20 protein-coding genes are annotated in these 23,307 nt (G+C 45.6%); 12 read left to right on the top strand and 8 right to left on the bottom strand.

The annotated features are described in order from the left end of the window. Positions 1–35: 35 nt before the first annotated feature. The 4 genes from ACZND6_RS04705 (at position 36) to ACZND6_RS04690 (ending at position 2,805) form a co-directional block, all read left to right on the top strand. Positions 36–1,070, top strand: coding sequence for a LysR family transcriptional regulator (locus ACZND6_RS04705; RefSeq protein WP_418806050.1), 1,035 nt, complete (start codon positions 36–38; stop codon positions 1,068–1,070). Between the two features lie 42 nt (positions 1,071–1,112). After that, positions 1,113–1,535, top strand: a complete 423-nt coding sequence (locus ACZND6_RS04700; protein ID WP_489524423.1) for a DMT family transporter — start codon at positions 1,113–1,115, stop codon at positions 1,533–1,535. A gap of 138 nt (positions 1,536–1,673) precedes the next feature. Then, the gene (locus tag ACZND6_RS04695; RefSeq protein ID WP_300874582.1) at positions 1,674–2,210 is read left to right on the top strand and encodes a hypothetical protein; all 537 of its coding nucleotides are present in this window, start codon (positions 1,674–1,676) and stop codon (positions 2,208–2,210) included. 166 nt (positions 2,211–2,376) lie between these two features. Continuing rightward, positions 2,377–2,805, top strand: a complete 429-nt coding sequence (locus ACZND6_RS04690; RefSeq protein ID WP_300874579.1) for a hypothetical protein — start codon at positions 2,377–2,379, stop codon at positions 2,803–2,805. A gap of 439 nt (positions 2,806–3,244) precedes the next feature. On the opposite strand, the gene ACZND6_RS04685 is transcribed toward ACZND6_RS04690, so the two are convergent. From ACZND6_RS04685 to ACZND6_RS04670, 4 genes are all read right to left on the bottom strand, one after another. Next, on the bottom strand, positions 3,245–4,081 hold the full coding sequence (locus ACZND6_RS04685) for a DUF3800 domain-containing protein (protein ID WP_300874576.1): 837 nt from the start codon (positions 4,079–4,081) through the stop codon (positions 3,245–3,247). Then, positions 4,074–4,508, bottom strand: coding sequence for a hypothetical protein (locus ACZND6_RS04680; protein ID WP_300874573.1), 435 nt, complete (start codon positions 4,506–4,508; stop codon positions 4,074–4,076). The genes ACZND6_RS04685 and ACZND6_RS04680 overlap by 8 nt, the downstream gene beginning before the upstream one ends. Positions 4,509–4,717: 209 nt before the next feature. Further along, complete coding sequence (locus ACZND6_RS04675; RefSeq protein WP_300874570.1) at positions 4,718–5,584, bottom strand: DMT family transporter; 867 nt, start codon at positions 5,582–5,584, stop codon at positions 4,718–4,720. Positions 5,585–5,589: 5 nt separating this feature from the next. Next, a complete protein-coding gene (locus ACZND6_RS04670; RefSeq protein WP_300874567.1) occupies positions 5,590–6,504 on the bottom strand; it encodes a LysR family transcriptional regulator in 915 nt (304 codons plus the stop codon). Positions 6,505–6,594: 90 nt separating this feature from the next. Here ACZND6_RS04670 and ACZND6_RS04665 point away from each other — a divergent pair, with 90 nt between their 5' ends. Next, positions 6,595–8,409, top strand: a complete 1,815-nt coding sequence (locus tag ACZND6_RS04665; RefSeq protein WP_300874564.1) for a flavocytochrome c — start codon at positions 6,595–6,597, stop codon at positions 8,407–8,409. Positions 8,410–8,525: 116 nt separating this feature from the next. On the opposite strand, the gene ACZND6_RS04660 is transcribed toward ACZND6_RS04665, so the two are convergent. The 4 genes from ACZND6_RS04660 to ACZND6_RS04645 all read right to left on the bottom strand — a co-directional run bounded on the left by ACZND6_RS04660 (position 8,526) and on the right by ACZND6_RS04645 (position 13,149). Further along, positions 8,526–8,870, bottom strand: coding sequence for a cytochrome c3 family protein (locus ACZND6_RS04660; protein WP_278851838.1), 345 nt, complete (start codon positions 8,868–8,870; stop codon positions 8,526–8,528). Between the two features lie 48 nt (positions 8,871–8,918). Then, the gene (locus ACZND6_RS04655; protein WP_300874559.1) at positions 8,919–10,745 is read right to left on the bottom strand and encodes an FAD-dependent oxidoreductase; all 1,827 of its coding nucleotides are present in this window, start codon (positions 10,743–10,745) and stop codon (positions 8,919–8,921) included. A gap of 101 nt (positions 10,746–10,846) precedes the next feature. Beyond that, a complete protein-coding gene (locus ACZND6_RS04650) occupies positions 10,847–11,467 on the bottom strand; it encodes a response regulator transcription factor (RefSeq protein WP_278660992.1) in 621 nt (206 codons plus the stop codon). Continuing rightward, positions 11,467–13,149, bottom strand: coding sequence for a sensor histidine kinase (locus ACZND6_RS04645; RefSeq protein WP_489524425.1), 1,683 nt, complete (start codon positions 13,147–13,149; stop codon positions 11,467–11,469). The genes ACZND6_RS04650 and ACZND6_RS04645 overlap by 1 nt, the downstream gene beginning before the upstream one ends. Positions 13,150–13,722: 573 nt before the next feature. On the opposite strand from ACZND6_RS04645, the gene ACZND6_RS04640 reads away from it, so the two are divergent. From ACZND6_RS04640 to ACZND6_RS04610, 7 genes are all read left to right on the top strand, one after another. Beyond that, on the top strand, positions 13,723–14,688 hold the full coding sequence (locus tag ACZND6_RS04640; RefSeq protein ID WP_293186022.1) for a LysR family transcriptional regulator: 966 nt from the start codon (positions 13,723–13,725) through the stop codon (positions 14,686–14,688). An 82-nt stretch (positions 14,689–14,770) separates the two neighbouring features. After that, the gene (locus ACZND6_RS04635) at positions 14,771–16,978 is read left to right on the top strand and encodes a molybdopterin-containing oxidoreductase family protein (RefSeq protein WP_278851832.1); all 2,208 of its coding nucleotides are present in this window, start codon (positions 14,771–14,773) and stop codon (positions 16,976–16,978) included. A gap of 9 nt (positions 16,979–16,987) precedes the next feature. After that, positions 16,988–17,539: a 4Fe-4S dicluster domain-containing protein gene (locus ACZND6_RS04630; RefSeq protein WP_278660998.1), complete on the top strand. Its 552-nt coding sequence runs from the start codon at positions 16,988–16,990 to the stop codon at positions 17,537–17,539. Beyond that, entirely contained in the window at positions 17,536–18,120 is a 585-nt protein-coding gene (locus tag ACZND6_RS04625; RefSeq protein WP_300874544.1) for a TorD/DmsD family molecular chaperone, read from the top strand. Before ACZND6_RS04630 ends, ACZND6_RS04625 begins: the two co-directional genes overlap by 4 nt. Before the next feature lie 29 nt (positions 18,121–18,149). Next, positions 18,150–19,118: a formate dehydrogenase subunit gamma gene (locus ACZND6_RS04620; RefSeq protein ID WP_278661000.1), complete on the top strand. Its 969-nt coding sequence runs from the start codon at positions 18,150–18,152 to the stop codon at positions 19,116–19,118. 63 nt (positions 19,119–19,181) lie between these two features. After that, positions 19,182–19,877, top strand: coding sequence for a 4Fe-4S dicluster domain-containing protein (locus tag ACZND6_RS04615; protein ID WP_300874540.1), 696 nt, complete (start codon positions 19,182–19,184; stop codon positions 19,875–19,877). 12 nt (positions 19,878–19,889) lie between these two features. Further along, positions 19,890–22,853, top strand: a complete 2,964-nt coding sequence (locus tag ACZND6_RS04610) for a molybdopterin dinucleotide binding domain-containing protein (RefSeq protein ID WP_370747847.1) — start codon at positions 19,890–19,892, stop codon at positions 22,851–22,853. Positions 22,854–23,307: the final 454 nt, after the last annotated feature.

Raw genomic sequence — 23,307 nt, 5'->3', positions numbered from 1 at the left:
CTATATTGCACTTTTGCAAGTTAGAGGACTGACCGATGCAGCCCAAAAATAATTTATTAAATTTGAAACTCTTGGAGAGTCTTGAGCGCACCGGCAACTTAACTCAAGCTTGTATTGAAAATGATTGCGACCTGTCTACGGCTTCCAGACAATTGGCTGCCTTAGAAGAGGATTTGGGGATCAGCCTCCTTGATCGAAGAAGAAAGCCCATGCAGCCGACAAGGTTTGTGAAAACTAATCTTTCTTTAATCCGTCGAATTATTCGTCTCCACGATGAATTATTGGAGGAAGTCGCTAAAGAATTAAGCAGTCGAAACGACAAGTTCATCCGATTCGGTCTAACAACGAGCGCAATTGTTCACGGAGTAGTTGGCCTGATAAACAAATTTAATACTGAATATCCTGATATTGAAATCCAATTGGTTCCGGATATGGACCACACTTCGGTTATGAATAAGGAAGTAGACATTTCCTTAGTGCCTTACGAACCGAAAGAATCTGAGTTAACAGTTCTTCCTATAGGCCAGTGTTTCACACTTTTAGTGGCTTCTCCTGCTTATCTCGCTAAACGGGGCGAGCCAAAAATAATCTCCGATCTTAATGATCAGGGTCATACGCTTTTATTAAAGCGCAAACCTTTCTATCCGGAGGCAGAAGATCTCGTTTACGGGGACTTTATCTATGATTTTTATACAGGACAACTGAGAAAATTAAAAGACAATAAGGAAGGGGCGTTCGGCAAAAAGGGCGCCGGAAAGGTAACAACGAAATTTGTTGGTGATCAAAACGGTTATATTTCTGCTCTTTCAGGAGAAGGGATTGCTGTCGACCTGCCTCTTTCTTTCATAAAACGTGACCTTATGGGTGGTTCTTTAGTACCGGTTCTTAAAGGTTGGAAAAGAAAACCCTGGAGCCGAAATCTGGTTGTCCATAAAGAAAATTCACATTGGGAGGAGCTCCATACATTTGCTCGCTGGTTTCAACTGCATGAAAGAATTGACTCCCATCAAAGGTGGAATGAGATGTATCAGTTCTGCGAAGTCCCGGAAGAGGCTTACGCCAACCTCTAAAGGCACAGAGGATTCTGATTATTGGTTCGGAGCGGTTCTTCTATGCGTAATCTTATTGGTCCGTTATTCCTGTTAGTTAGCTGCTTGCTGTTCAGTGTTACCGGAACATTGCAGCAATTGGCACCCGAAGGACATACTCCGGTCGTAATCACCGAAGTGCGGCTCGTTTCAGTCTTGCTTTTACCAGTGACATTTTTCTTTCCTACCGAATGGATTTTTACCACTCGCGGCATTTTAGTTTCTCTCGGCTTAGGTGTGGTGACTGCAGGCATTGCCTATCCATGCTTTACTTACGGTATCAAATACACATCACCTGTAGCGGCTTCAACACTCGCTTTGACCGAACCTCTGATGGCTGCTGCTCTAGGAATATGTTTCCTTCATGAACTAATGATTATCTCAATGGCTCTCGGTATTTTTAGTCTAATTGGGTCGGTTGTAGTTTTGATTTTCGATTACCCTTAGAAAGTTTTAGCTTGTTTTGAGTTCTAAAAATTAAGCGAGACCTGGATAAATTCATTATGGACGAATTAAAAAAGACTTTCTCGTCATGTTTTTCAAGGGAGGATATGGTTTAAAAATTCGAAAAGAGAACTTTATGGGTTGCCCCTTGAGGATAATAGTTTTTCTCAGCCTCTTGGTGAAGACAAGGAAAGAGCAAAGGCCGTTGCCTTGACATTGCCCGCGGAATTTCCTTCTGAAAAAATTGAAATTGCTCTTTCTAGCATTGACGTATCCAACTATTATCCAGAAATAAAGAAAGACCTCTTTCTTCTCTTAGAATCGCAGCATGCTCTACTTACAATAAGCTTGGATTTGTTTGGAATCAACGTGGAGAGGAACTCAAGGGTAACTCTCCCAACAATACCCATTAATGCTCTAAATGAAGAATGCAAAACCCTTCAAACTTTCTTGTTTGTCAAAGCACTGAGCTCTTACGGCTCCGGAATTTTAAACCAGCCTTCTGAAATCATTGGCGAAATTCAATTCATAAATGATTCGCTAACTTTAATATACGATTTATCAGAAGTATTAATCAAAGAAGTGATCGGAGAGAAAGCTGGCATTTCCAGAATGGATAAGAGAGTAAAGATTCATCAAAAAACATATCACTTATTTCAGTCAGTAAAGAGAGTGTGAGATATTGTTTGCATTTGCAAGGTAATAGAACTGCTTCCAAATTCTGCCTTAATAGTCAAAAAGAAGTCTATCTTGGAGCTTGATTCCTTCAGAGAATTATTTTCTGTGCCTGAAATCGAGGCGTTACCATGGTTTTCAAAATATAAAGTTTTCTTTTTGTTGACAAATGAGCTTTGCAATCATTTCAAACACGATCAAGATGCAGCCGCATCACTTAAAACATTCCCTCCAGATTGTCCTCGAATCTTCGCTAGAAGAAAAACCAAGGGCGGAAAGTGCTCATTTTTACAACATCTTTGAGGGTTATGACAATTTACTAGTTGACTTGTTGAGGGATATCGGAGACTTCAGGGATAATGACTATATTGAATTTGACCTTTATTTAAGTTATTACGCATTGCTTTTGAGAAAATTCCTTCTCGAAACAATATTTACAAAGAATCAAGAAGTTACGGAAGTGTCTTACTCTCTTTCTTTTTCACGGTCTTTTTGTGTTGAAGAAGCGCACCGAGTTTTCTCAACTCAGTTGTGCTACAAACTGGAGAGAGGATATGAAACCCCAGTGGTTACTCGGCAACAGACGATGACTTTTTAAAAATCTCAAGAAGCCAAACAACAATGGAAGAAGCCCAACTGTATAGTTTGGAGAACCTTACAGTTACTGCTGAGGAAAATAAAGAGGTATACAGGAGCTATTGCGAAGGAATTGGTGAATGCAATTATTCATCCTTGGAAATCATGTACAAGGAAGAAGTTATCAACACATCTAAAAAGTAGATATGGTCAGATATCATTCATTTTAATTAAAGATATTTTTTGAGATATCTAGATGCGCAAGCAAGAGTCGGTTAGGGAATAATGGTTACATTATTCTTTAATAAAAAAATAACGTAGGTTATAATTAAGTCAGACGGTGGGAGGATGCTCATACAAGTTGTGGGAACCCATCGGAATGCAGAGTGGAAACTCTGAGAAATGCGTCCAAGTGGCGGGCGCCGGAACATGTCCTAGTGGCAGGCCGGCGCTTTAATTTTTTAAAATTCCAGCAATCCTATACTTTTTCCATTCGAATCCTTGAGGAGCTTACGATTTAAGATTTCAAATGTTCTGTTCGGTTCATTTGGATCTAAAAACAATTGGCCCACGTTTTTTGCTGTGAGGTCTGCAAGTTGTAAACCTTCATTGTTGAGTTCTTTTTTTATTATTTTTAAATGGATTGGAAAAGGAAGGGATAATTCGTTGCTGTTATTAATGGAGACTTCGTATGCCAAGGCACGCCATTTCTCACTCTCGTTGTTCCCAATTTCCTCCATGACGAGGTGAGTCGAACTTGTTTCCATGTTGCACCCACAAAGGAATCGGTGGAGAGCTTCAAGCCCCTTTTTTAAACATTCTTGGTAGAGGCTTCTTTTGCTTTGTTTAAGAATCGCATCGATATGGCTCAGATTTTCATTCGTTCGTTTATCTACTACCACGGCCAATATCTTAAATGGTGTGGTGTCTATTAACTTCTCAATATCTTCTAATAAGCACGGGACATCTTCATCTTCTAGAGAAAGTAGAGCTTCTTCAGTGTTTTTATTTCGTTTTAATTTTTCTTTATGATATCTTCTTTTTGTCAGTTCACTATCATGAAATACGAAAACATCATCATTAAAATATTTAAGCTTCAACGCTTTTAAATTTTTAGAAAATTCTAAATAATCATCTTTATTAAAGATACAAAAATTCAATAAGAATATTTTATTGCCTTTATTATTTAGTCCTTGATCGCCGGATTCATCACAAAAAAATATGTAATCAGAGAAATTTCTTATGCCTCTTGGTTGATTTTTATAATAATAACCGTTTTCTTCTATTTGATTATTCATTATTATTTTCCATGTTTGCAATGATCGTTAAGTAATCAAAAGACATTACGTATCCACAGTTTGGGCAAATATATTCAACTTTTGGTCTGGCTCTTTGTTTTTGATTAGGTAAAAATCCTTCTAATATCCCTTTATTGTTCTTTGCTGGCTCGACTTTAGTTGATTCGTGGAGAACTGGGGTCATACCATTTGGATTTAAAGTGGATGCGAAGAGACGATTAAAACCGCATACTGGGCATGAAAAACTCGGGGATTTCTCATTTAAGAATGAAGAAATAGAGGAATAGTCTCTGGGATGAATATCTTTCCTTAGAGGAATTTCAGGTATAGAGAACCCAAAAGGGGGCTTGTATGAATTGGTAGACTCTCTTTTTATTTCTAGTTTGCCTCTAACTATCTGTCGAATTTTATTGAGAAATATTTTCATAAAAGATTAATATTGAGAAGGGATTGAAGGGTCGTTTTCTAGTTACTACTAAAATAGTAAATAACTAATTTTTCTTTATCAGAATTATACAAGATAGAAGATAAATAGGGAGTATGATTTATATTATAATTTCTGTTTTTGTGGAGGACGCAAAATTAAGGTCGATGAACTTTATACTCAGGTAAGCAAACTTACTCTAAAAGATATAACTATGATTTGAGGTTTTTTCTTATGTAGTAACAAAAGGAGGCGCTCACAAGGATGATCGTCATTCCGATCCATTGATGAGGAAGAAGGTTCTCACTCAAGATCGCTTTTGACAGCACAACGACAAACGGCATACCAAGAAAAAGAAAGACGGAGTTGATGAAAGGATTGCCGAATTGCCACGCATATGTCTTAGTAACCTGATAGAGAAGGGCAAAGATTACAGTGAGCCAAATCAGCGGATCCGTGAGGAGGGTTGTTAATCCAACACCGCCATTACAAGCTCGTAAGATCCCTGAGAATATTGAACAGGCCAAAGAAAAATAAAAAGCTACTCTTAAAGTCGGTTCTTCTAAGGTTCCAAGTCGCTTTAAGAACAGAGAAGCCGCACCGGAAAACAGTCCGTATCCGATGGCAATGAATAAAACGTAAAAGGGGATATTTGTTTTTTGGGGGCTAACCATATACAAAATGCCCGCAAACCCCGAAATCACGGGGAGCAGAGCAAAAAACGGAACTCGCTTGTTTTGAGAAAGAAGAAAGATAAACAAAAATAAGACTATCCAAAATGAAGCCGTGTAGTTAAAGCATTGCGCCACGGATGCTGGCAGACAGGTGATGAGATAGATGTTCGCTGCTGCTGTCAAAACTCCGCAGGCACATCGACCTCCCAGTGGTAACGGATTCTGAGGTATTAAAGAAATCTTTTTTATCCTCAGGAGAATAAAGAGCAATACAGAGACGAGAACGTACTTAGACAACATCAAGTCATAGAACTGATAGCTTGCCCCGGCCGCTTTTGTCGTAACGGTCATTAATGAAAAGAAAAATGAGGCGAGTATCAGCCACAGGGATTTTGAGTTGTTCACGTTTCTTAACTTCCTTTGAGGCTCTTGACCAAGTCTACAAATTTTTCTGCCAAATAAGAGAGTTCTTTGTCAGCTTTGGAAATGATGCCGATTTCTCGTCTCGGAAGAGGGGTCGCGAAATCGAGCTTCTTAATTTTTCGTTCTTTCTGGATGGCATCGATAAGAACGGCTTCCGTAATCCACCCGATACCGAGACCTGCCTCTACAAACTCGACTACCAAATCCAAATTGTCACACTCAATGTCGGGGGTTAAGGGGTAATTGTTGCGTTCGAAAAATTCCTTTTGGTATCGGTGTGAGAGAGAATTCTTCCCCAAGGTAATGAGAGAACTTTTGCAAACATCATCAAAAGTCAGCTTTCTGCTTAAGTCGCCGTAACGATCCGAATTACCGATGAAGACATCCTCAATATCAAAGAGCTTTTGATATTTAAGGCCGGCGCTTAAGGCACCAACTGGAAGGGGTGTGGTCACGAATCCGAATTCCACTGCACCCGAAGAAACCAAGCGATAAGTTTCTAATTTAGAACTCGACTGGACTTTAAATACTGCCTCCGGGTTTGAAAAATGAAACTCTTTTATGGCGGACATAAGAGAATATTTGACAATCGTCTGCGTTGCACTGAACTTCAACTCTCCTTTATTGACCTTAAAGTGTTCATCTAATTTGATCTGCTGAGACCGAACAGTCTCAAATATTTTTTCACAGAGCTGGGATAAAAATTCACCTTGAGAAGTGAGTCTGATTTTTCTATTGGCTCTAATGAATAACTTATGGCCGTATTGTTTCTCCAGTTCTTTAATCGTGTGGCTGACCGCCGGCTGAGTGAGGAAAAGCTGTTTTGCGGCAGAAGTCATGCTGAGATTTTCGGCTGCGATATGAAAGACCCGGAGCTCAGGAAGGCGATTGATAATATCCATAAAAAATATTTATGTGATAAATGAAAATATATCAATTTTAATTATTTTGTAAGTTAAATACACTCATGGATATAACCCAAAGGAGAGATCATGACTGCATACTTTCAGTTAACCTCAGTTGCTGTTTCACTTCTGCTTTCCATGAGCGGAGCTTTTGCATCTTCTATGAATGAAATGTCGGGACAGCAGTTGTATACAAACGGCGTCAAAGCGGATTATTTAGCAGGCTTCCATGCTCAAAAAGTAAATGCATCCTGCAATACTTGTCATCCGTCGGGGACAGTCTCGGATTCGGAAAGAGAGATAGATAAGAATTGTCAGTCTTGTCACGGCAGCTACCTTCAAATGGGAGAGAAAGACAAGTCAAACGGCTTGGCTATTTCTGCGCACCAAGGGCACTTGTCAATAGACAGCTGCACGACATGCCATCAAGGCCATACCGCAAGCTTTGCATATTGCAATAACTGTCATATCTTTAATATGCCCATGAAGTTTGGCAGAGCCAAGGTTCCGTTTGTCCCCGAAGACTTGTCTTATTACAAGAATGCGGTTCCGAATCATGAGGAAACAACGGATGTCGTCATTGTAGGTGGTGGCGGAGCCGGCATGGTTGCCGCAATCGAATTAAGAAAAGTGGGTAAAAATGTCGTCGTTTTGGAAAAGATGCCGGTCTTAGGCGGCTCGTCCTTGTTAGCAACAGGCGGCATGAATGTCGTAGGTTCACCTCAGCAAAAAGAAGCTGGTGTAAACGATGATGTAGAAACCTTCGTAAAGGATTCCTTAAAGCTCGGCAAGCAGCAAAACGATAAAGCATTGATCCAAACGCTTGGAGAGCAATCTTTAGATGCTTATAAGTGGTTTGAAGACCTGGGCGGTCATCTGGATCTGCAGAAAGGCAAAACCGGAGGAACGACACATCCCCGCCAGCTCTATACGAAGACAGGAGGCATCGGACGTTACATGGTGGAAGTTATGGAGCCAGCTTTGATGAAGTCCGGAGCAGATGTTCGAGTCAATTCAAAAGTAGTCAAGCTTGTGCAGAATGCTGATGGAACTGTCACCGGAGTCTTAGTAAAAGGCAAACACTCAGGCCTCTATCAAATCAACGCTAAAGTAGTTATTTTGGCCACCGGAAGTTATGCCAACAATGGCAAATTAGTCGCACAGAATAATCCTCAATTCGACGGCATTATCACGACAGCACAGCCTGGTTCGCATGGTGACGGCTTACAGCTGGGAGGAAACGCGGGAGCACAGATCAACCACCTCGAACGAGTCCAAATCCATCCTAATGCGGCAGCGGGCACGACAATTATGATTACCCAAGCCATTAGAAACAACGGTGGCATTTTGGTGAACAGAAGCGGTAAACGTTTTGTTGATGACCAGGCGGCAAGAAACAAATTAGGGCCGGAAATTCTGAAGCAGCAGGGGTCTTCTGCTTTCCTCATTTATAACGATGAAGTTGTCCAGAAGCGTAAGAAGGTTCACGAAGGTTATGTGAAACTCGGATTTGTGAAAGAGGGAGCAACGCCCGAAGAACTTGCCGAAAAGTTAGGTCTCCCGAAGGAAGCTTTTGCCAATACGATTAAACAGTACGGCACATACTTCGATAACAAATCCGACCCCGATTTCAATAGAAAAGAACTTCTGAGCAGTATGCGAGGAAAACTTTATGCAATCGAAGTGATCCCTGGGATCGGAGGAACCTTAGGCGGATTAAAGGCAAATCCATCTATGCAGGTTCTTGATAAAGATGGTAAGGCAATCTCCGGTCTTCTGGCCGCAGGCGAAGTCGTCGGTGAATGGCACGGAATGGATCGATACGGAGGAAACGCTGTCACCGGAAATATTGTATTCGGTAAGATCGCAGCTCAGACAGCACTTAAGTCTTTGCAAAATTGAGAACTTGATTGAGCAATAATTAATGCATATAGGGCGCCGGCGGCGCCCTATGTCATTTAAGGATCACAAGTTGAGGTGGTTGAAGCAATATCAATAGTCGGGGGGGGGTGAGTTGTCTAAGGAACTTTGTATTCAAAGTTGTGACACTGTGAGCAGTAATTCTCGCTCGGAGAGTGCATCTTGTGGCAATTTGTGCAGTCCAGATCATCACCGTAGTGTGGTGATGTATGAGGGTTGGTAGGTTTTATTTTTGATGTTTTTTCCATTAATGCTTTCTTGTCGTGACACTGTATGCAAGTTGCGGTCTCGGGAGCTATAGGTGGGTTTGTGGTTCCGTGACAAACGGCGCAGTTAACGCCTTTTGCTGCATGTTTTTCAGCGCCTAAATTTGCTGCGGTTGAGGTGGAACAAACAAAAGCCAGGGACAGCAATGCCAGAAAGATAGGATTTCTAAATTTCATAATTGCAGCGGAAAAGGTTTCCCTTTTCCGCCCTGTCAAGAATCTAAATTAACCTTTAACGACTTCGCCGCCGATGATGTAGCCGGCTGTGAAGCATCTTCCCATACCATGTTGGCTCAAACCGCCGGCAGATTCACCGCCGCAGTAAAGTCCAGGAATGACTTCGCCTTTGAAATCGACGACTTGATTCTTTCCGTTGACTCTCAAACCCGCATAGGTATCGTGTGTATTGAAAGTGCACCAGGCAGCATAGAAGGGGCCTTTTTCAATCTTGAATTTGGGTTTCGGTTTATCGAAATCTTCGTCGACGCCCTTATCTACCATCGAGTTGTATCGAGCGACAGTTTCAGCAAGACGGCCTTTTGGCATCTTGTAGTTTTGGTAGGGATTCTGGGTGAGTTTGTCCTGGAGCTCGTCCAGAGTATTGGCGACAAAGAAGTAGCCTTCTTCCCCGGTCTGCGGAGTGATATTCCATTTCTCGCGCTTAATTGCATCGCTGTCAAAAATCGCCCACTGAGGACCTGCAGCCCAGTCCGGTCCGGTTGAACCCTCATTAATCGCGCAAGCGGCATCAATGTAATTCTTAAACTTAGGTTGGACTTTAGAGGGGTTTCTCCAGTCACCTCTGACGTAACCGCCGGCTTTATCATAGAAGCCGTAGCAGGTACCGTTGGGGTAAGCAGCAGCGATTTCGTTATAGAAACGATGACCGGCTTGGTTGACGGCAATGCAGTCCTGCCAATTGCCTACGAATAAGCCCGTTGCTTTAACTTTGCCCCAAATAGGACTCTGAGGTTTCCAGGCTACATATCCGGTGCGGCTGCCGATAAAGGCTCCTCTTCTTAGAGCTCCGTTGCGGTTCATAGCCTGATTGCATGTTCCCCAAAGGGCGGCACCGATGGCCATAGCAGCTAATTCACCTGAACCGTCTTGCGGAGACCATTCTGCACCTGCACACTGAAATTCTTTGGTCAGACGCGGATCGAACATTCTGCGGAATTCTACGTTGCCGGTATTGCCGCCTGTTGCGATCACGATTCCCTTGCTAGCCTTTATGGTGATAGTGGGCTTACTGCATTCCACGTTGCCTTCTTTATTCCAACTGACAAGGGGTTTATCTTGTCCGGGAAGGATGGTCGGCGTGTAATGGGCTTCAATGCCGATGACTCGGCCGGCAAGAGGCTGTTCTCTAAAAATCTGATCCATGTGGTAGTTGAACAGGAAGCGGATGTTCTTTCTCTTGCGTGCCGAAGCATCGAGAGGACGCATAACCGATGTTCCGTTAGTACCGGATGGGCTCGGGCCGCCGACTCCGTTTCTCCATTTGACGTGATGAGAACGAAGGGCAGAGACACCGGAAGCGTGGTTAGCCTGGAAATTGTCGGGTGCTTCGTCTTCGAAGGGAAGACCGTTGGCTTTTAGAAAATCAAAAACTGCTGCGCCGTTGTAAGCCAAAGAGTGCTGAAGTTCTCTGTCGCAGAAACGGTAGTCCGGCATACCGTCGGTCTCTGTCACGGTCCAGTCGGTTAAATCCTTGAAATAAGTTTCCGGATCGTCTTTGATACCGTATTTCTTCTGCAGCGCTGTTCCGCCGCCTAATGCAATGGAACCGGCCGATAAGATGGCATGGCCGCCGATATCATAGTTTGTATCGACGACTAAAATGTCGGCACCGGCATCGGCTGCTCGAATAGCAGAAGCCATTCCGCAAGCACCTGCACCTACTACCACTACGTCGGCAGTAAAGTCCCATTTGGTCGGAACGTTCTGGCAATGCGGAGGAATTTGCTGTGCTTGTGCAAAAGGCATCAAGGCTGCAGCGCCGGCAATACCGGTGGAACCCTTGAAAAATTGTCGTCTGGATATACTTTTCATCGTTTTCTCCTTAGTTGAGTTTGTTTGGATTCGATGAAAAAAGTATAAAAATCCGCTTTGACGGGACCTACGTACGTATGTTGATTGTTGTCAAAGATCCTTCATTCTTTTAAGTGGGAAATCAAAATTCCGACATCGGCGGGAGAAGAGAGTTCAAGTTTTTGTAATGCACTGGATCGATGAGTCTGCACGGTTCTCTCACTGATTGCGAGGATTACAGAGATTTGCACACTGGTTTTACCCGATGCAACCAGTTCCATAATCTGTTTTTCACGGCTGGTCAGCCTGTCCCAGCGTTTACTGCATTCTCTTTTGTTTTCAATGCCTACATATTGAAGAGAATCAATTCGGATGGCTCGAGCGACGGACAAAAAGAGTTTTTCAGCGACAACTGGTTTAACCAGATAGTCAATAACACCATCCTTCATCGAATTGACGGCTAGTTCTATATCGGCAAATGCGGTCAGGAAAATGAACGGATGGGTGTACCTTCGGGCCATCGCTTCCTTATAGAATTCGATGCCGTTCATGGGTTCCATCTTAATATCTGAGATGACACAGCCCGGGACGGAAGGCATGTCGTTGGAGAAGAAATCTGCGGGCGATAAATAGGGGGCAACTTCATAACCCTCACACTTCAGCATGAAGGTGACGGCATCAAGCGTTCGTGGATCGTCGTCAACCACCCGAAGGAGAAAATTTAATTCCAAATCCTTACTCATTATTGTTTCTCTTCATTATTCTGAGTTATCGGTAAAGTAATAACCGATTTAATGCCTGCAGGCTCTTTTTGAATAAATTTTAAATTGCCCCCGTATTTCAGAAGCAAGGTTTTAACAATGTTAATTCCGAGCCCTAAGCCGTTCTTTTTGGATGTAACTAAAGGGAGGCCGATCTCATTAAACTCTGCTTCAGTCAGCTTTGGACCATTGTCGGAAACAGTGACAACGTAGTGGTGAGAAGGGCCCTCGGAAACATGATTCACTTCAACTGAAACCTCCGGGTTATCGTTTTTTTCAGAGGCTTCAACTGCATTTTTTAAGATATTGGTGAAGATGAGTTGTATTTCAAGAGGATTTGCAGTTATGAAGAAATTCCCTTCGGGTAGGCGCAGAAGGAGCTTGTGTTTTCTCTTCAGAGATGTACAAATTTTTTGGAGAAGAAGATTTAAATCAACATTTTCTTTCTCCGATTCTTTCCCTTTTGCATAAACTCGAACGCCCTCGACAATTTTGCCGATATGCTGAGCTTGGTCCTGAATCTTATTTAATCCTTCTTTTAATAACTCCTCATCGGATTTTCCGTTGTCGATGCTTCTTTGGAGAGCGTGGGCATAACAGTAAAGGGCATGTAAGGGCTGTTTGACTTCGTGGGCAAAAATATTAGACATCTGACCAACGATAGAAGCCTTTTGGAATTGCTCAAGTTCTCCTTTAATTTTTTCGGCTTTTTCCCGTATTTGCTCCCGCTCCTTGAAAGATTTTCTAAGCTGATTCGTTCTTTTTTCGACCAATTTAGAGGATCGCCAGCTGAACCAGATCAAATTAAGTATCACAAATGGGATAAGAAGTATGAAAGTTTTGTATTCAGCCCAGACTTGCTTCAAGGACCAGTGTCGAAGGAAGTCGTATTCTCCGATTTTTAGTTCCTTCATTAAATTTTCAACATTGCTTAAATCGGGGGCTAACGACCAATACATTCCATCAGAGGTTTTGGGCATTTCCAGCAGAAATTTGGTGACATCTCTTAGATCTTCGGAGGAAAGATTTTTAGTAGAAGAGATCGTCCAATTGGGATAGAGATCCGTGGAACGCTTACATGCGAAACTGTCTTTCGGCTTTTCTCCGATCACTTTTACGGGATAAGCCTGTCCGCTGAGTTTTTCGAGGTCTTCCAGGAAGCAAGTCCTTACGATACCGACATCGGCTTTGCCGGAAATAACTTCATCCACGACGTGGTGCATGGCGACTTTCGAGCTGCTGCCTATGAACTGAATATGGGAAAAGAACTTGTCCGGGTTAAATCCCCTATGGATCAATTCACCCATCCCGGCATGGAACCCGGTAAAGTCATTATCGTCGGTTGCTGCCAGCTTTAAGCTGCGAAGATCTTTTAATTCTGTCAAATCTTTTCTGTCATTGCGAACAAAGAACACGGAACCTTGGCCCCTTTGCGGGTTAGGGTGGCGAATACTGACGGCTGTCAAGAGCGGCCTCGTTCCCCATTTTCTCAGTCTTGCGGCTTCTCCGGCCTCAGATAAGATGATGTCAACCTTGCCATCACGAATAGCTTTCTCAAGTTCCTTTCTTTCATAATATTCAAACTTTACCCTTCCGGAGAAATTTTCATTTAACCAAGAAGAAGTTTGACCAATAAAAGGAAGACATGGGTCCGGCTTAGGCATTTCCGTAGCAGCAAACATCAAACTACCAGAAGCGGCGTGGGCCGAAGTTACTCCAATAAGGAAAATGAATAAACCCGTGATAAGTCTTTTCATCACTGACGATTGTGATAACGAACACGAGAATAAAGTCTAGAAGTTAGAAGCTACAAAATAAATTAGGAGAACTCTGAAAAATGTGTTCGAACGGCGGTGGCTGGGAATTGTCCAAGCGGCATCCAGCGTTGTCAGTTCCTAGTCATCCCAAATTTCGGCTACTCAATTCTTCGTGGACCTTAAACTTTTGGCCCCCAAAAGTCTTCGTGACTTATTCGAAAATAATAAGGCAATTAGAGCAATCTCTTAAAGAATCTTAAGCATCTGATAAGTCAAAAGTAAATTGGGGTAAATCATTATTCTTAATTTTTCTTATCTTGCAAAACGATACTTACAACTTATTGAATTAAAACGTTTTTCATAATTTAAAAATTGGTTTTTTCGAAAAAATCAATTTTAAGAAGTTTGATAATTATCAAATTCTTTAGGATGGCGGCTTCATATAATTGACCCAACTTCAAGCCCCAAAGAAGCCCCAATATGACAATTAACCAGTTAACGTACCAGCTCTGCAAAATCTTTCTTGCAGTCTTCAAGTTAAGAAATGCAAGTCAGGCTGCAACTGAGCTCGGAATCAGCAATTCTGCGATTAGTCGTGCACTCGCTTCCTTGCGGGAAATGTACGACGATCCGCTGTTTGTTCGCACGCAGAGCGGCTTCTGCCCAACGCAGAAGGCCGTTGAGGTCTCGCAAACGATGGTCGAGATCGTTCAGCTCTTCCGTAAAATGGATAAGCAGCACTCCAAGTTTGATCCGTTTACCTCGGAAGGTGCGTTTGAACTTCGTGTCTATGACGAGTTCTGCTTTCCGACGCTGAAAGTGATCAATGAGAAGCTGCTCCCTAGAGCCCCGAAGATGCGCTTCAATATCCGCATTCTCTCTCACAACTGCATCCCTGAGCTAATCAATGGTGAAGTGGACTTCGCGGTAGTCTATGAAGGTTTCGGTGATCCGCGTCTCAATTACGAATGCTTCGCCGAAACCAGCGACATCTATCTTTTCGGAAGAACCGGCCATCCGCTGTTTACACAGAAGAAATTCTCGATCGATGATATTTCTAATTATCCGCTGTTGGAAATCGACAATTACAGCGATGTGGCCTGTCCTCTGTTGGTGGGCGTATGCGAAGAGAAGGGACTTCAGATGCAGGTCTCGAACTACACCGAAAGTTTGGCAGCCGCATTCCGGCTTCTGATGTCTACAGATTCGGTGGCGGTCGTCTGCAATCAATTTACCCGCCAGTATTCCAAACTGGTTCCGGGCGTCTCCTATATGACGCTGCCGCGGCAGGTCATCAACCGCATTAAGAAAATGCGCAGCGCAGAGCGCCCGATCGGAAATTACATCGTTTACGGCAATACGAATCAGTCTCCTGCCTTCGATTGGGTAAAGCAGGAACTCAAAAAAGGTTTAACTGAAGAGTGGCAGAAAGCCCTCAATGAATAAAGAGCAGTCAACTAGGGCAGGATCCGGAGCTGTCTTGGGAAAAGACGCTATTTAAAACCCCAAATCTAAAGGAGTCATAAACATGATGAAGCTTACGCGAAGATATTTTCTTCAGGGTATCGGCGCATCGGCTGTCCTTGGAACGCTGACAGGACTTGCTCCGACCAAAGCGCTCGCGATGAACAGCTACGGCGCAAATACTTCGCTTCTCGCAAAAAGAGCAGGAACCATTAAATACAGCAGCTGTCTGAGAAACTGCGCAGACAGATGCCTGATGAAGTTCAGCGTTCAGAACGGCCGCATGACTTATGTCAGAGGTGCCGATGAACAGTACAAAACGGGCTCGTGCCCGTGTGTTAAGGGCCTGACATACGTTGAATACACTTATGCGCCCGACCGAATCCTTCATCCGATGGTCAGAGTCGGAGAAAAGGGTTCTCATAAGTGGAGAAGAATTACCTGGGAAGAAGCCTGGGATATATTGATCAAGAAAACCAATGAAGTGATCGAGCAATACGGCTCCGAGGCCATCCTTCCGTATTCCTATTCAGGCAACTACGGTGCTATCGGTATGCGCGGCGCCGACCGTTTCTTCAACCGCATCGGTTCTTCCATTCTGGATCGCCTGGTTTGTACGGAAGCAGGTGTGTGGGGCTACGGCAGCGTGCAGGGCACTACAGACGGTCCTGACCCCGAAACCATCCCCAACTGCGACTGCTATGTTTCCTGGGGTTTCAATGAAACAGTCTCTAATGTTCACGGAATTAAGCTGATTAATGAAGCCAGAGACAAAGGCGCCAAAGTTTTAGCCGTCAATCCGAACCGTACACCGATCTGCTCACAGGCCGATATCTATCTGCAGCCGAAACCTTCTACCGACGCATGGGTCGCAACCGGTGTCATGAAGTATTTGATCGCCCATGACATGATCGATCACGACTTCCTCAAGAACTGCTGCATTGGTGCTGATCAGGCGATCGCTAAAGTCAACTCCGTCGATTGGAAGGACATCGAACGAGTAACCGGTCTCACGCAAAAGCAAATTGAAGAATTTGCCGATGTGTACGGCCGTGCCGAGCGAATCATTATCCGCGCCGGCTACGGTATGCAACGTAATTACAACGGTGCTCGTATGACGCGTGCCATTGCCATCATGCAGGCAATGAGAGGCATGTTCGACAAACCGTCCTGCGGCATTATTTACGATAACGTTCGTCCGATTACCGGCATGAACCTGAATCTCGGCCGCGGCAACTATCTGCGTAAAGGCAAACAGCAGCATGTCAATATGACGGACTTGGATATGGCCCTGAAGGCAGAAAATCCGACCACAGAAAATCGTCCGATCAAGCCGATCCACCTCTTAGTGATCTATAACGGCAACCCGGTGGCAGTCTCTCCGAACGTCAATGCCGTGATCGAAAACCTCAAGCGCAAAGACTTGTTCGTTGTGGGCTTCGACATGGTCATGACCGACTCTCTTGAGTACTGCGACTTGATCCTCCCGGCTTCTACCCAGTTCGAAACCGATGACATTATCGGCGATTACCACTCCTGGTACGTCCAGATCTGCGAGAAAGTGATTGAACCGGTAGGCGAATCCAAACCAAATTGGGATTTCTTCGCAGAGTGGGGCAGAAGAATGGGCTTCAAGGATCAGGCTTTCCGCGACACACCGAAGGACATTATCCGTCAGTTCCTGCAGACAGAAACACCGTGGTATCAGGGCATTACGCTTGAACGTCTAGAAAAAGAAAAGTTCATCCATCTCGATATGCCCGAAAGCGTCCCGGTTCGCTCTGGCGGTAAGGCAGAAACGGAATCCGGCAAGATCGAGCTTTATTCCAACATTATGAAGAAAGCGGGATTTGATCCGGTGATCGATCTGACGCTGTGCGAAGAAGAAATGCCCGAAGAAGAAAAGAACCTGCCGTTCCGTCTTCTTTCTCCCGGAATCCCTCAGCGCGTCAATTCCTCTTTCTATAACGTTAAATACATTCGCGCCTACAACGCCTATGAATGTGAAGTCAATCCGGAAGATGCAAAACGCTTGGGTATTAAGTCCGGTGACAAAGTTCGTCTGAACAATCAAAGAGGCGAAGCATTCTTTGTGGCTCGCGTGACGACGCGTGTCGCTCCGGGTGTGGTCCGCACGGCTAAGTGTAACTGGAGAAGCACCAACCCATACGGTCAAAACACCAATACCAATTCTTTGACAACCGGCAAGCTGACGGACATGGGTGGCTGTTCTGCTTACCACTCAACCAGAGTGAACCTTAGCAAGGCATAGGAGTACGAAATGAGCAACAAATTTCAAAAAGGTTTCATTTTCAGACAGGAAAACTGTGTCGGTTGCGGCGGCTGCTCTGTTGCCTGTCAGATTCATAACGAACTGCCCGAGGATGTCCGCTTCCGCAAAGTGGACCTCTATGAAGTGAGGTCCGCAGACGGCCGCGTCAGAGACGTTTGGTTCTCTCACGCCTGCATGCACTGCTCAAACCCGACTTGTTTGGCGGTCTGCCCGGCAGCAGCCTTTACCAAGCGTCCCGACGGCATCGTCGTTCTGGATAGAAATAAGTGCACGTCCTGCGGTTTGTGCAAGGAAGCCTGCCCGTACGACGCTATTACGATCAGCAAGATCGACGGCAAAGCTGCTAAGTGCAACCTTTGCGTCGAGCTCTTGGATGCCGGTTTGAATCCCGCCTGTGTGGACGGCTGCCCGGTGAAATGCCTGCAGGTCGGCAACGTTACGCAGGTTCTGGCCCAGAAAGCCTCTGCCTCGAAAGAAGGCATCGGCTACACCGACGGTCCGAACAAACCCAACATGATCATCATCCGAGAAAGAAAATGAAATCGAATGGGCAGAGAAAGACGCTTGAGGTGTTCAAAGACCTGTTCTTGAAACCCGGGCTGGCTTCAACCTACCGGAACCTTTCTGATTGGGCTGAACGTTCGGGTTATCCGGCGCTCGCAAAGGAGGCTGCAGATGCTTCTGCCGCTCCGGAAGAAACCGAAGCCGAGTTCAATAGGCTCTGTATCGGACCCTACCGTCTGGTTGTGATCCCCTATGAATCGGCTTGGGTGACAAGTTCCAGGAAGCTCAACGGACCGGTGGCTGCCGATGTGGCGAATTTCTATGCCTCCGCGGGCCTTACCAGCGGCTCGATGTTCAATGAACTGCCGGACTTCTTCGGCAACGAACTGGAATTTCTTTATTTCTTGGAAGCTGTTGCAGAAGAAACCCGCCAAAAGGAACATTCCGAACAGCTTCTGAAAGAAATTGAAGGTTTGTCGAAATCATTTAGGTCCGAGCATTTTGACAAATGGTACGAAGCTTTCTTAAACGCGATCGCAGAAAACACCGACCAAAGTTTTTGGAAAGAGGCCTCTGAAGCGCTTAAAGCAGAGCTCCGCCGTACTCAAGCTGTCTAACTTTTGCCCCCGTTCCAAGGGAAATTATCATGAATAAATTTTTACTCTCACTTGTCTCCGTTATCTCCTCAACGGCGTTTGCCCAAGAGACAGCAGTCAAGCAGCCTGAATTTTGGTCTCCGGTCGTGGAACACCAGATTCAAAGAGATATTCCTCAGTATTTGGGTTATACCGACAACGCAGGTTTGCTCATGTCGACGTATGATCCGAACTCAGTCTCTTCCGGCTATCTCGGCTTCCTGCAGTCTGCGGAGATGATCTCAAACTTAATCTTCGCTTCTATCATCGCCGTCGCTGTTCTTTTTGCGGTGTTCGTCTTGATCAACGGCCGCGCAAAACTTTCCGACGGATTTTCCGGCAAGCTGATTCAACGCTGGTCCGTGGGCGACGTGGTTCTTCACTGGTGTGCAGCCGTCCCGTGCATCATCCTGATTTTGTCCGGTTTTGTGATCGGCGCTGGTAAAGTTTGGCTGGCTCCCATGATGACGCCGGCCCATTTCCACAGCTTGGTTTACGCCAGCGTTTTGTTCCATAACATCTTTGCTATTCCATTCATCATTGCAGCGGTTATCCTCATGGTGAAGTGGAGCAGAAATCAGCTTCCCGAAAGCGGTGACGGCAAATGGTTCCTTGCGCTCGGCGGATACATCAATCTCGGCGGCAAACCCAAGCACCCGGATGCCGGTTTTGCTAACGCCGGTGAGAAAGCCTTCTTCTGGACCTTCACGATCTTCGGTTTGGCTTTGGTGGTGACCGGCTTGCTCCTGCTGTTCCCGGGTCTTTTCGGAACTCTGTCTAAGAACGGTGCACTCCTGGCTCTCATCATTCACATCTGCAGCGCCATCATTCTCGGAGCCTTCTCTGTAGTTCATATCTACATGGGCGCCGTCATGAGCGAAGGCGGCATGGAAAACATGCTGAGCGGCAAGTGTGACGAAAACTGGGCGAAACAAAACCATAACCTCTGGTACGCCAAGATTCAGGGTCAGAACAAGTAGAAAGCCTCTTCGGCTCCGCTCCCCTAAGCGGAGCCGAACTAAAGAATCTCTAGGATTAAAACAATGTTAGACAGAAGAACATTACTAAAACTCATTGCCTCAGGCACGGCTTTCACGGCAGTCTCCCCGCAAGTTGTGCTTGCCAAAACCCCGGGTAAGCATTACGCCATGGTTTTTGACGTCAGAAAGTGTACGGGCTGCTTGTCTTGTACGGTCAACTGCAGCATTGAAAACCAAACAGAACCGGGTCGCGAACGCACGGTCGTGAACCAGCTCTCTTTAAAGAATGACGACGCCGTAGCCATGATCGCGCTGCCGAATCAGTGCAACCACTGTGAGAATCCGACCTGCGTTAAGGCCTGTCCGGTCAAGGCGACCTACAAGCGTCCGGAAGACGGCATCGTGGTAATTGACTACGACAAATGTATTCACTGCATGAACTGCACCAAGGCCTGCGCATATGGGGCCAGAAAGCCGGATCCGGCACACAAGAATCCGCCTGAAAAATGCAACTTCTGCATCCATCGACTGGACGAAGGCCTGCTGCCGGTTTGTGTAGAAAGCTGTATCGGCGGCGCCCGTACTTTCGGCGATTTGAATGACGAAAACAGCGAAGTCTATCAACTGATTAAAAACAATAAGCCTTATGTGCTGCTTGAGTCCGCAGGCACAAAACCGAACATTTTCTACATCGGTTTGCCGGAGAACTTTGAAGATAAGAAGTGGCTGCAGGCTGATTTCAAAAACTGGCAGCGCTAAGGGGAGAGAACGATGACAAAAAATGCAAACCATTTCGGCAACCACGCTGCACCCGAACTGAAAGTCAACCGAGCCGGTGTTGCCCTGCAGCCGAGCGTCAGAGTGGGCTTCACACGCTGCTTTACCTGCAACAATATGTGCGGATTACGTTATCGCGTGGATGAAGCCACCGACAAAATTACCCGACTCGCCGGCAATCCTTATTGCGAAGTTGTGACCGGAGGCGCGCCGCTTCCTCTGAAGACAACGGTTGCGGAAGCCTATCAAGCGCTTTATCTCGGGAAGGACGGCAAAATCTTTAGAGCGACCTCCTGCGGTAAAGGTGCCAGCGGTCTTGATTCCGTCGATGATCCTTACCGTGTTCTAAAAGTCTTAAAACGCGCCGGCAAACGAGGTGAAGATCGCTGGATCACCATTCCTTATGAACAGGCTCTGCAGGAAATCGTTGAAGGCGGAAACCTGTTCGGTGAAGGGCAGGTTCAAGGTCTGCGTGCGATTCGTGACATAAAAACGCCGGTGGTACCCGGAGTTTCTGAGTTCGGAGTTAAAAGCAATCAACTGTTTGCGACCTTTAACGAAGAAGATACGATGCGCGGCAGCCTTTACGGCAGATTTATGCGTCAAGGCTTCGGAACGGTGAATGTGACAACCAAACACGGATACTGCGGTGCTCCTGTCGGCGTCGGTTACGCCATGGGTCTTGCTCCAGAGATCGGAGCAGGGATGTGCGACGTGGACTGGGATAATTTCGAGTATGCGATTTTTATCGGAACAGCGCCCGGCTGCTCCGGCTCCAGTATCAACAGAACAGGTTCGGGCTTAAGCAAAGCGCGAGTAAACCGTAATGCTAAGTACGTCTGCGTAGATCCCATCCTAAGAAGCAACGTGACGAACGGAACCGGTGCTCAGTGGGTACCTATTCGTCCCGGTGAGGATACGGCGTTCCTGCTTGCTTTGATTCAGGTCATTCTGAATTCCGGCAAAGAAAATCAAAAATTCCTGAGCGCGCCGAACGAAACTGCAGCTAAAAAGATCGGCGAAATCAACTGGTCCAATGCTGCCTATCTCATCAATACAGAGACGAATACATTGGCGGATGCTTCTGAATTCGGACTCGGTGAGAAGGGTGACGGCGTGGTTTACTCCGAGGGCGTTCTTCAGGCTGCCTCCAAGAGCGGTCCGGCAGAACTCTATGTGGACAGAGTATTCACAAATGCTGCGCCTAAAAATATTCGCTACAAATCTGCCTTGCAGGTTTTGAAAGAAAACGCGAACGAACATTCCCTGAAATATCTTTCTAATGTTTGCGGCGTTCCGGTCGAAACCATTGAAGCGGTGGCTAAAGAATTTACGTCTCACGGAACAAAAGTGGTTGCAGTATCCAATACCGGCAATAACGGCTGGGATTCCGTGATGAGTTCTTGGCTGATTTGTATTTTGAATACTTTGGCCGGCTCTCATGACAGAAAGGGCGGTGCCGCTTACGGCAACGGAGCCTTCATGGGGTTCAGCGGCAACTATGACCTGGAAAATGTCGAAGGCGGAGTATCTCAAGACGGGGTAGTGAGTGTTTGCAGGAACTATCCTTATGAAAGCTCCACCGAGTATGCCGAGCACGTGAAGAACAAGGAAAATCCGTATCCGGCCAAACATGTCTACCATCCTTTGGCATCCGACTATACCGGTCTCAATGCCGCTGAAGTTCTGCTTACGATTGCTAACGAGGAACCTTATCAGGCCAAGGCTCTGATTAACTGGCGCAGCAATCCCGTTTACAGCGCCAGTTCTCTGCCCTGTGAGGCTGAACAGGCCCTTCGTGACGTCAAGAAACTTCCGCTGTTTGTGGCGATTGATGCTTATGTCAACGAAACCAACAGGAATGCTGACTACATTATTCCGGATCGCGTCATGTTTGAAGAATACGGCTGCGACAGAACATGGGGCAATTTTGACCAGTGTGTCGTAGCCGGAGTCCCAGTTGTCACGCCGAGAACCGCTTTAACTGCAGACGGCCGCCATATCTGCATGGAAGAATTTATTTTTGATGTGGCAAAAAAATTAAATCTTCCGGGATTCGGAGAACAAGCCGTCGCAAGAAAAGACGGGTCAAAGGCTCCGCTGAAACGATTCGACGACTGGTATGCCTATTATTTGAGCAATGTTGCCACCCAGTGCGAACATTTGCCCGAAGTAACGGATTCCGACCGCGAATTAGCGGCTCTGCCGCGGGCAATGAAGCCCTTGGAACCCGTGCTTACAGCGGAACAATGCGCACAAGTTGAAGCGCTGCTTTCCCGCGGCGGCTACTATGAAAAATCGGATAAATACAACGGCGACTTCTTAGCCAACGGCGGCGGAAAATTCCTTCAGATCTTTAATCCTGCTATCGCAGCTCAGAAGCATTGCTTCAGCGGGGAAGCCTATCCCGGTATTCCGGTCTATGAGAAGCCGAAGTTCTTCAACGGCGATCAGTGGGAAAAGCATTGGGACAAAGATCAATATCCGTTGGTCTTATCTACTTATAAACCGATCCTCAGATCTAATTATTCCGGGTTCTTTGACCACTGCAATCAAGTCTCTCCGCAGAACTTCATTTACATGAACAAGAATACGGCCCAGCAGTTTGGCCTCAAAGACAAGGAACGCGTGGTGTTAACAAGTCCGGACGGCGTCACTGCTGAAGGCGTACTGGCTTGCGACGACGGTGTTGCCGAAATGACGGTTTGTGTGCCTCATGCCTACGGTCACTGGGCCGGCGGTGCCGAGGTTAGAGAAGTTGACGGCAAATCACTGCCTGTGGCGAGAAGGAGAGGAGGCGGAACCGCCATTAACCGACTGATTCCTGTGGATCCGACTCGGCCGGGCGCAGTTAAAGCGCTGAATGACTACTATGCCGGCGCATTTTGTCGGTCCGGTATTCCGGTTAAGGTTGAACAGTATCGAGAAATGAAGCCGATCGGATGTCCCGTTATGTAGTTCCTTAGTTATTCAGATCATCTCTTGGCTGAAGAAATAGACTTTTTGCAGAAGCTGGAAAAAGAAAAGGCCAAGAGAAGATCAAAGTTTCTTCTTGTCTTATTGAAATAGCATTGGGGTGAATTTCATAAAACTAGAGAAGTTTTTAGAGCCTTCGGGCTCCTTTTTTTTTCGAAGATCTTCCTAGCCGCCATGGAGATAGGTCAATAGTCGTTGAAACCAAGACACCAAGTTTAAGCTGCGGTTCTTCCATGTTGAGAATGCATCAAAGTTGATTGCGAAATGGCTTTTGTCTAATTTGTTCGTTGGAAATATAAGGAATTGGAGCATTCAATCATGCTCATAATGCAGGTCTGACCGATATTTTCGCGCCATAAAACACTACTTGCACAACGTCCTTGCATGATCTGCAAAATACAACTATCTCTTTGAATTAAAGAATAATTAATAAAAT

The sequence above is a fragment of the Parasutterella sp. genome (genome assembly GCF_057870745.1).
This window is presented reverse-complemented; position numbering and strand designations above follow the sequence as displayed.